Annotated in this window: 6 protein-coding genes; 2 read left to right on the top strand and 4 right to left on the bottom strand. The window is 44.2% G+C overall.

What is annotated here, in order from left to right; genetic code table 11:
• The coding region (tkt, locus tag AB4329_RS20855; protein ID WP_372139203.1) for a transketolase at positions 1–1564 on the bottom strand (1564 nt) is incomplete at its 3' end.
• An 87-nt stretch (positions 1565–1651) separates the two neighbouring features.
• On the bottom strand, positions 1652–2602 hold the full coding sequence (gene tal / locus AB4329_RS20850; protein ID WP_017071458.1) for a transaldolase: 951 nt from the start codon (positions 2600–2602) through the stop codon (positions 1652–1654).
• A gap of 459 nt (positions 2603–3061) precedes the next feature.
• On the opposite strand from tal, the gene AB4329_RS20845 reads away from it, so the two are divergent.
• On the top strand, positions 3062–4069 hold the full coding sequence (locus AB4329_RS20845; RefSeq protein ID WP_017061711.1) for a sugar-binding transcriptional regulator: 1008 nt from the start codon (positions 3062–3064) through the stop codon (positions 4067–4069).
• A 168-nt stretch (positions 4070–4237) separates the two neighbouring features.
• The gene (locus AB4329_RS20840) at positions 4238–5608 is read left to right on the top strand and encodes a glycoside hydrolase family 18 protein (protein ID WP_372139202.1); all 1371 of its coding nucleotides are present in this window, start codon (positions 4238–4240) and stop codon (positions 5606–5608) included.
• Between the two features lie 91 nt (positions 5609–5699).
• Here AB4329_RS20840 and AB4329_RS20835 read toward each other — a convergent pair whose 3' ends face one another.
• Positions 5700–7994 carry a bifunctional diguanylate cyclase/phosphodiesterase gene (locus AB4329_RS20835; protein ID WP_102333910.1) on the bottom strand — a complete coding sequence of 765 codons (2295 nt, stop codon included), beginning with the start codon at positions 7992–7994 and terminating at the stop codon, positions 5700–5702.
• A gap of 385 nt (positions 7995–8379) precedes the next feature.
• Positions 8380–9228 (bottom strand): sulfurtransferase, encoded by an 849-nt coding sequence (locus AB4329_RS20830; RefSeq protein ID WP_372139207.1) that lies wholly within the window; start codon positions 9226–9228, stop codon positions 8380–8382.
• Positions 9229–9320 lie beyond the last annotated feature (92 nt).

The raw sequence follows: 9320 nt of genomic DNA, 5'->3' as shown, positions 1-9320 counted from the left end.
GGTTTTGACGAGAGAAGATAAGTGCAGAAGGACCATCTTTACGCTCGATTGCCAGTTTCCAAGCAACAGCAGACTCAACTTGGTCACATGGACGCCATGTGCTCATGTTTGGAGTCAGACGTAGAGAAGCGATCTGCTCAACTGGTTGGTGAGTAGGACCATCTTCGCCTAGGCCGATAGAATCGTGCGTGTAAACTTGGATGTTCTGAGTTTTCATCAGAGCAGCCATACGCATAGCGTTACGAGCGTATTCCATGAACATTAGGAACGTTGCGCCGTATGGTACGAAACCACCGTGCAGAGCGATACCGTTCATAATAGCCGTCATACCGAATTCACGTACACCGTAGTGGATGTAGTTACCAGAGAAGTCATTTGCTTCAAGAGACTTAGAACCAGACCACATAGTCAGGTTAGAAGGCGCAAGGTCAGCAGAGCCGCCCATGAATTCAGGTAGCATAGCACCGAACGCTTCTAGAGCATTTTGAGATGCTTTACGTGATGCGATGTTTGCTGGGTTAGCTTGAAGATCAGCGATGATTGCCGATGCTTTCTCTTCCCATTCAGCAGGAAGATCACCGTTTACGCGGCGTTTGAATTCAGCTGCCAGCTCAGGGTATGCTGCTTCATAAGCTGCAAGTTTCTCGTTCCACGCTGCTTCCTTAGCTGCGCCTGCTTCTTTCGCATCCCACTCTGAGTAAACTTCCGACGGAATTTCAAAAGGACCGTGCTCCCAACCTAGTTGCTTACGAGTTGCTGCGATTTCGTCAGCGCCTAATGGTGCACCGTGACAGTCGTGCGTACCTGCTTTGTTTGGAGAACCAAAGCCGATTACTGTTTTAGTACAGATTAGAGTCGGACGAGGATCCGCTTTAGCCGCTTCAATCGCTGCGTTGATAGCGTCAGAATCGTGACCATCTACCGCTGGGATTACGTGCCAGCCGTAAGCTTCGAAACGCTTAGGTGTATCGTCAGAGAACCAACCTTCAACTTCGCCATCGATAGAGATACCGTTGTCATCCCAGAAAGCAACCAGCTTACCAAGACCAAGCGTACCTGCTAGAGAACATGCTTCGTGAGAAATACCTTCCATCAGACAGCCATCACCCATGAATGCATAAGTGTAGTGGTCTACGATGTCGTGGCCTTCTTTGTTGAACTGTGCTGCAAGCGCTTTCTCAGCCATTGCCATACCAACAGCGTTAGTGATGCCTTGACCTAGAGGACCAGTCGTTGTTTCGATGCCTGGTGCGTAGCCGTACTCTGGGTGACCTGGAGTCTTAGAATGCAGTTGACGGAAGTTTTTAAGATCTTCAATTGAAAGCTCGTAACCTGCTAGGTGAAGCAGAGAGTAAATCAGCATTGAGCCGTGGCCGTTAGACAGGATAAAACGGTCGCGGTCAGCCCACTCTGGGTTTGCTGGGTTATGGTTTAGGTGAGAGCGCCAAAGTACTTCAGCGATGTCTGCCATACCCATAGGTGCGCCTGGGTGACCAGAGTTTGCTTGTTGTACGCCGTCCATGCTTAGAGCACGAATAGCGTTAGCTAGATGTTTGCGATTCATAAGAACTTCCGAATAAAAATTAAGAAAAACAAAATTGATAAAAGTAGGGGAACTGAACGTTCCCCTATTTGAATTTGGTAAGAGTGATTACAGCTTAGCTGCGATCATGTCTTCTAGTTTGCCTTGGTCAACGGCGAAGTTGCGGATGCCTTCAGCCAGTTTCTCAACAGCCATTGCATCTTGGTTGTGGTCCCATAGGAACTCAGCGTGAGTCATCGCTGCTGGACGCTCTTTAGTACCGTTAGAGTCGATAAGCTTCTCTAATACTTCGCCTTCTGCTGCTTCTAGGTCTGCTAGAAGTTGAGGAGCGATAGTTAGACGGTCACAACCAGCAAGTTCAAGGATCTCGCCGATGTTACGGAAGCTTGCGCCCATAACAACAGTTTTGTAGCCGTGGTCTTTGTAGTAGTTGTAGATATCTGAAACAGAGATTACGCCTGGATCTTCTGAAGCTTCGAAATCACGACCTTCTTTCGCTTTGTACCAGTCCATGATGCGACCAACGAAAGGAGAGATTAGGAATACGCCAGCTTCAGCACAAGCGCGAGCTTGAGCGAAAGAGAATAGAAGCGTTAGGTTACAGTTGATGCCTTCTTTCTCTAGGATTTCAGCAGCACGGATGCCTTCCCAAGTAGAAGCCAGTTTGATAAGGATGCGGTCATTAGTGATGCCAGCGTCGTTGTACATTTTGATAAGTTGACGAGCTTTAGCAACGCTGCCTTCCATGTCGTAAGAAAGACGAGCATCTACTTCAGTAGAGATACGGCCAGGTACAACTTTTAGGATTTCTTTACCGATGTTCACGTTAAGCATGTCGCAAGTATCTTGAACTTGCTGTGCTTTATCACCGCTTTGCGCTTTTGCGTATTCGATAGAAGCATCGATTAGAGGAGCGTACTCAGCAATTTGAGCAGCTTTAAGAATTAGAGATGGGTTAGTTGTTGCATCTTCAGGAGTGTACTTGCTGATAGCTTCGATATCGCCAGTGTCAGCTACAACAGTTGTTAGTTTACGAAGTTGCTCTAATTTATTGCTCATTTTGATCATCCTATGTATCGCATAACACCTCATTAATGGGAGAGGTGTGGGCATTTGCAAGCTAACTAATGAAGTTCTCAATGGTTGTACCAGTGAGCCAAACTTACATTAATTTAAATTTTTCTCCGAACGAACATTTGCACAGAACATTTGATCGCTCGATGAGTAAATGATGTAGCCATATTTATCCGATCTAGCCCCAAAGTCAACGGTAAATAGTGCTGTATGGTGACTTCAGTCAAATATATTTCACTCTAGTAATCATGGGGTATGCAAGCAAACGTTTAACGAGCAAAGTGAGGTGAATTAATCAACAACAAAACCATGGTTATGACAATGAGCAAATGTACCTTGCTGTTACATATGTTCGGGGTGTAAACTTGTGTATCACTTGCTTAAGCATCGAACATTTGTTCTTCAAGCAGGTAAAATAATTGTTAAATATTGGTTGAGTGGTATATGAGTAAGAATATCCAAGATGTTTCCGAAGAAAACACTGATCTCCTCACTGAAGTCGCGGTTGCTTATTATCAAGATGGTGCCACGCAAGAAGAGATATCTAAAAAGTACTCTATCTCCCGTGCAAAGGTTGGTCGAATGCTCAAGCAAGCCCGAGATGAGGGCATTGTTGAGATCACCGTGAAATACCACCCTGTCTTTAGTGCGAAGATCGAGCAACGTTTGATCGAACGATTTGGTGTAAAGCGTGCGCTTGTGGCACTAGACCAACCGAATGAAGAGAAGCAACGACTCCAAGTAGCCGGTTTAGTGTCTAACTATCTTACCAGTACACTGAAAAACGGTATGGTGGTGACAGTAGGGCAAGGGCGAAACGTATCGTCTGTTGCTCACCACACTGGCGTAATTACGCCACGAGACTGTAAATTCGTGTGTGGTATCGGCGGTATTCACCCAAGAGGCGGTATGTTTAATGCCGACCATATATGCAGGCAGCTAGCCAAAAAGTACGGTGGATCTTCTGAAACCTTATACGCGCCGGCTTATGCCGAGAATAAAGCGCAAAAAACCGCATTTATGGAAAACAGCACCGTTAAGCAGACACTCGATCTCGCTCGAAAAGCCGATGTTGCATTAGTCGGTATCGGTGATATGAGTGAAAACAGCTATATGGTCGACTTAGGTTGGTTTACCGCAGGTGAGGTCGTTCAATCTCGTTTATTGCAAGGAGTCGTCGGTGACTTTGCGGGTTATGACTTTTTCGATGTTCACGGTAAAACAGCAAACACAGTAATGAGTGACCGTGTGATTGGTTTGGCCTTGGAAGAATTCCGCCCAATAGCGGAAGTCATTGCCATTGCAGCGGAGAACAGTAAGCCATTAGCTCTATTAGGCGCACTAAGAACCGGTGTGGTCGATGTGATAGCGACCAGCGTAAGTAATGCTTTGACGGTACTTAACTTGGACGAACAACTTAGCGTGAATAAACCAAACAGCAGTGAATCGTAAGATACTTAAGCTTCGTTGAATTCACTATTTGAGTAATCATGGAAATTCCCCTGATGAAACCAGTGCAATAAGGGGGATAACTATTAGACATGACTCGAATAGTGAATTTGTTCAGCGGTTGAAAGAATTATCACTCTTTAATGTTAAGCCACACTAAAGGAGATAATTATGAAACTGTCATTTATCACACACGCTATTTCTAGCAACAGTGACCAATCAAGTTCTATCTTTAAATCTATTTCTATCTTTGGGCTTAGCTCGTTAGCCACGGCTTGTATGCTCACACCTACAGTACATGCCGATGATAAAGTCGTCGCAGGGTATTTTGCGGATTGGCAATATCTGAATAAAGACAACCCTTATACCGTTGACGACATACCTGCAGACAAGCTCTCACATATTATTTACGCCTTCTTGAGCATGTGTGGTCCTCATAGCGGTGCTGGTGAGCCCGTCCAAAAACAAATTCAGCAGCAATGTGCAGACAAACAACCATATACCGCGATTATTGTGGATAAAGAAGCTGCGTTAGAAGTCGATTTCGGAGACGTGGGTGTTGATGTCGCCTATAAAGGTCACTTTGCCCAGTTAGCTCAACTGAAGGCCGACAATCAAAATATCAAAATTTTGCCCTCATTTGGAGGGTGGACAATGTCTGAACCTTTCCATGCGATGGCGAAAGATCCTAAAGCCATTGCGCATTTTTCAAAAACTGCTGTTGAGTTGATTCAAAAATATGACTTCTTTGATGGTATTGATCTTGATTGGGAATACCCAGGAGGCGGCGGCTTGACCACTTCCCCTTGGAACCCAGAGACGAAACTAACGGATGAGCAGAAAGCGCAAGAGCGTGAAGCTTTCACACTTTTAGTAAAAACAATCAGAAGTGATTTGGACGCTCTATCAAAGACGACTCAAAGAGATTACGAGCTTTCAACGGCTGTCGGTGTTGGTGCTAAGGCAGCTCAAATTGATTGGAACGCAGCTAGCCCATATTTGACGAACATGTTTGCGATGACGTATGACTTCCTCGGAGGCTGGGGAACTCAAACAGGTCACACAACAAACTTACATGCCACCGAGCGTAGTTGGTGGGGAATGGGAGCTGATGTCTTCATTAATCAGATGATAGAGCAAGGTATTCCTAGCGAGAAGCTCGTGATCGGGGCGGCTTTTTATGGTCGAGGTTGGCAAGGGACAAAAGACTTTGCTGGAGAGCTGCCTAAAGGTGACCTAGTTTCTGAACAAGGGGCGCAGTTTGGTACCGGTGAAAACGGTTACTTCATGTTTTGGGATCTTATGAATAACTACAGTAGTAAACAAGGTTATGAGTATAAGTATGATGAGCAAGCTCAAGCACCTTATTTGTGGAACCCAGATAAAAAAGTATTCATATCTTTTGAAGATCAGCGTTCTATTAAAGCAAAGGCAGAATGGGCGAAGAAATCAGACCTAGGCGGCATTTTTACTTGGGAATTATCAGGAGATCCTTCCGGGCAGTTGATCGATGTTATGCATAGTGAAATGAATAAAAAGTGAAATGAATAAATAACTGAACAGAAAATACCTAGAAAATAAGGTAGGTGTTTAGCCGCCTACCTTATTTAGCTCGTCTATTTAACTCACGTTCTTAAACAGAACATTCCGCGTGCTCGGTCACTTTCTTGTTTAGGTGAGTAGCCAGCTCATCATAAGGAATAGGGCGAGAGAAGTAATAGCCTTGCATTAAGTCACATCCACATGCCTTTAGAATTGCGAAGTGTTCGTTTGATTCTACGCCTTCTGCTAATACCACCATGCCGAAGTTCTTACCGATTGCGATGATGTTTTGCACCATGGTGAGTGACTGCTGATCGACAGCAATGTTCTCAATAAAGCTCTTATCGATTTTAAGTTCATCGATAGGCAGTGCTTTCAACATACTTAGTGATGAATAACCTGTCCCGAAATCATCTAAAGAGATCTTTATATTCTTCTCTTTGAGGGCTTCAAAAGTCGGTTTCACCAAAGTCACATCTTCAATGAACAAGCTCTCGGTAATTTCTAGCGTTACACAGCTAGGAGAGAGTTGATACTTTTCTAGTGTCGCGAACAAGTGCTCAGAGAAGGATTGATGAGAAAACTGACGCACTGATATGTTGATCGACAGCCCGATCTTTTGTTCTGTTGTTCGGTGCAAGTGGGCGATCTGCATAATGCTGGACTCAATAATAAAAGTCCCCAGTTTTTGCATTAAACCCGTGTTCTCTGCTATCGGTATAAAGACATCTGGCGGAACAAAACCCAATTCCTCATCAATCCAGCGCACGAGTGCTTCTACACCATGAATACTTTCATTTGCACGAACCAGCGGTTGGAAAACCATGAACAGCGTTTGTTTCTCGATAGCGATGCGTAGCCTTTGTTCTACTTTCATTTTGTAGAGATGAGCATCTTGCATTTCCGTTGTGAAAATACTGTACGAGTTTTGCTGCTGTTTCGCTTTGTACATTGAAATATCGGCAGAACGTAACAGGCTATCCAGATCTTTTCCGTGTTCTGGGAAACGCGCTACGCCGATGCTGCAACCTAACAAAAACTGAGCGCTTTCAACTTCATAAGGTTGAGAAAGCACTTCAATAATGCGCTTGGCGAGTCGTTTAATTTCAGCTTCATTCGACAAGGGCGTCAAGAACAAAAACTCATCACTGGATTCACGTACCAATAGGCTGAGGCGAGATCGGAACCTCATCAAACGCAAAGCGATCTGTTTGAGAACCTTATCTCCAAAGTCATGCCCGTGGGTGTCATTGACGCATTTAAAGTTATCGATATCGATAAACAACAGCGAAAACGGCTCTGACTCATCGTCAATCCATTTACCAATGTTTCTACGCATGTACAAACGGTTTGGCAGAGAGGTTAAAGGGTCATGGTTCGCCTGATAAATGAGTTGGCTACGAGTCCGTTGTTCATTCTTGGCAATCGACTTAACCAAAAAGTAGAAACCAAACTGAAGAAAAATAAAGGCAACGAAAAGAATGCTGAACTCTTGTATGAATATACTATCGACGTGAGTTAGATCCGTACGTCCTACCACCCATAATTTGTAGTTTGGGATGTATTTCGCGCTCATCAAAGAGTGGTACTCTTCATCGTCGACGACAAAAGAATAGGTTTCTTGCCCATTCATCGCTTCTTGTACGCTAATTCCGAAGTGGTCGGTAAAGATACTTGCAATACGCTGTATGACATCTTTGCCGACTGGAGAGGAATAGGCACTCTCAGATTCAATATCACTTGAATAAAACTGGCGATAGCTGTCTTTTCTGATCAGGCTTAGTGTATTGAAACTTCCGGCGTGAGCATTATTTTCAAATACGATCGTTGCGTCTAATCGTAGCCCTGCGGTCATTACTGCATCGGTTTTCTTGCCATCGATTGAAATGGATTTTCTCAGCGGGATGACTAAGCTATTCAACGAATCTTGAAAATAGGTACGGCCAAGCACCATGCTACTGCTTGATAGGGCGTCTAGGAAGGAGCCTCTGGTTGGCGCGTATTGCAGCAAGTTCCTTTGATTCGCAAGTTCGAGATTTGAGCTAATCGAGAGGTAATCACCGTCGGTGTTCAACAAGCCAAACGCTGCTATCGCAGGGTGGGTCTCAAGTAGCTTGTCTAATATTGGCCTAATCTGGATAGATGCAGTACGTGTGAAATCAGACTGTTGAGCCAGTTGATGGCCAACCACTTCTAACAAGGCTTCTTGACTGGTCAGCAGCGAGTTGACGGAGCTAGAAAAAAGCTCAACCTGAATGTGTTGCTGCTCTATGAAGTCGTCTCTGTTTGCTTTCCAGTTTGTTATTCCCAACGCGGCGAAAAGTATCAGGGTCAGTAGTACGACAAACGCGTACAGCGACCAGATATTTTGCTTAAATAGAGCCATGAGATGCCTTTGTTGGTTACTACTTTTAACAGACTGCAAGTGACAAACTATTGGGTTGTCAGCGCGATTCATGCAACGAAAAATACAAACATCAATGATGAAAGTATTAATGATTAAATAGTGTAACGACTACGAGCAGAGATTCTTGAGTGAAAAATTAGTATTCATAACGTCGATAACGATTAGTTTATGATTAATCACGAATTATGGTTAGCAAGTTGATGTGGGTTACAAATCAAACGGCGTGAATCGAGTCTTGGTCTCAAATGAACATAGCGTTGACTGCGACATAGAGGCTTACTTCATGAGACGTGGGGCCATCATTATCAGTAAGCTCTTTATGCATGCGCAGTATATTCTAATAGTTGCATTAAGCGAAGTTGAATTACTTTTTAGTCACGGCGATAGGGAGTTTGTCGTTAGCACCCCATTCCGTCCATGAACCATCGTAAACACCCATTTCACCGTTATAGCCAGCGAGTTTAGCGGCTAATAATATGATGCAAGCTGTTACGCCAGAGCCACAGCTAAAGAACATAGGTTGAGAAGGCGTTAATTCTAGCGTTGAAAAGATATCAATAAGCTCTTCTTGGGACTTTAACTTGCCGTTTTTGAGTACTTGGGCAAATGGTAGGCAAATAGAATTCGGTATATGGCCACTACGCAAGCCTTCACGTGGTTCAGGAACTTCTGAATCGAAACGAGCTTGAGAACGAGCATCTACAATGTTTGCGCTCTTGTCAGTTGAGTAACCTTCAATCTGCTGAGCACTGACAAAGTAGTTGTCTTGAATATGGCCTTCAAAATTGCCCGCTTTTACTTCGGTGCGATAGTCAGTCTCGGTCGTGTAACCGGCTTCGATCCAAGCTGGCAAACCGCCATCTAAGATGAATACGTCGTTGTGTCCCATTGCCATAAACATCCACCACGCACGAGGAGAAGCGAAGGTTCCGGAGTTATCGTAAACCACAATCGTACTGTCTTGATTGATGCCAATTTCTTTTGCGCGAGTGTTGAAGTGTTTTTCGCTCGGAAACATGTGAGGAAGCAGAGTGTGCTTGTTACAAAAGTCTTTGTCGTAGTCAAAACGAATAGCACCAGGAATCATTTGTCCTTTGATCTTTTCTGACTCGCTTGGAATTTGAAACTCGATGCTGGCGTCGAGGATGATGATATTGTCTTCTGCTAGCAAACGTTGTTGAAGTTGTTGTGGTGAAATGAGTGGCTGATTCATTATTGTTATATCCATTCTTGTTGTTTTAGCGATTCTTACTGTTTTAGCGAATACAGTGGTAGAGCGATTACTGTTGCTTTTGCTTTTGCTTT

Source organism: Vibrio sp. 10N.261.54.A5 (genome assembly GCF_041471145.1).
Classification (GTDB): Bacteria; Pseudomonadota; Gammaproteobacteria; order Enterobacterales; family Vibrionaceae; genus Vibrio; species Vibrio crassostreae_C.
The sequence above is the reverse complement of the archived record's forward strand: the minus strand, read 5'-3'. Positions and strand labels throughout refer to the sequence as shown.

What these genes read in the sequence shown, in the direction of transcription:
- AB4329_RS20835 (WP_102333910.1), bottom strand. Translation starts at nt 7,994, where the DNA reads ATGGCTCTATTTAAGCAAAATATCTGGTCGCTGTACGCGTTTGTCGTA.
- AB4329_RS20845 (WP_017061711.1), top strand. Translation starts at nt 3,062, where the DNA reads ATGAGTAAGAATATCCAAGATGTTTCCGAAGAAAACACTGATCTCCTC.
- tal (WP_017071458.1), bottom strand. Translation starts at nt 2,602, where the DNA reads ATGAGCAATAAATTAGAGCAACTTCGTAAACTAACAACTGTTGTAGCT.
- AB4329_RS20840 (WP_372139202.1), top strand. Translation starts at nt 4,238, where the DNA reads ATGAAACTGTCATTTATCACACACGCTATTTCTAGCAACAGTGACCAA.
- AB4329_RS20830 (WP_372139207.1), bottom strand. Translation starts at nt 9,228, where the DNA reads ATGAATCAGCCACTCATTTCACCACAACAACTTCAACAACGTTTGCTA.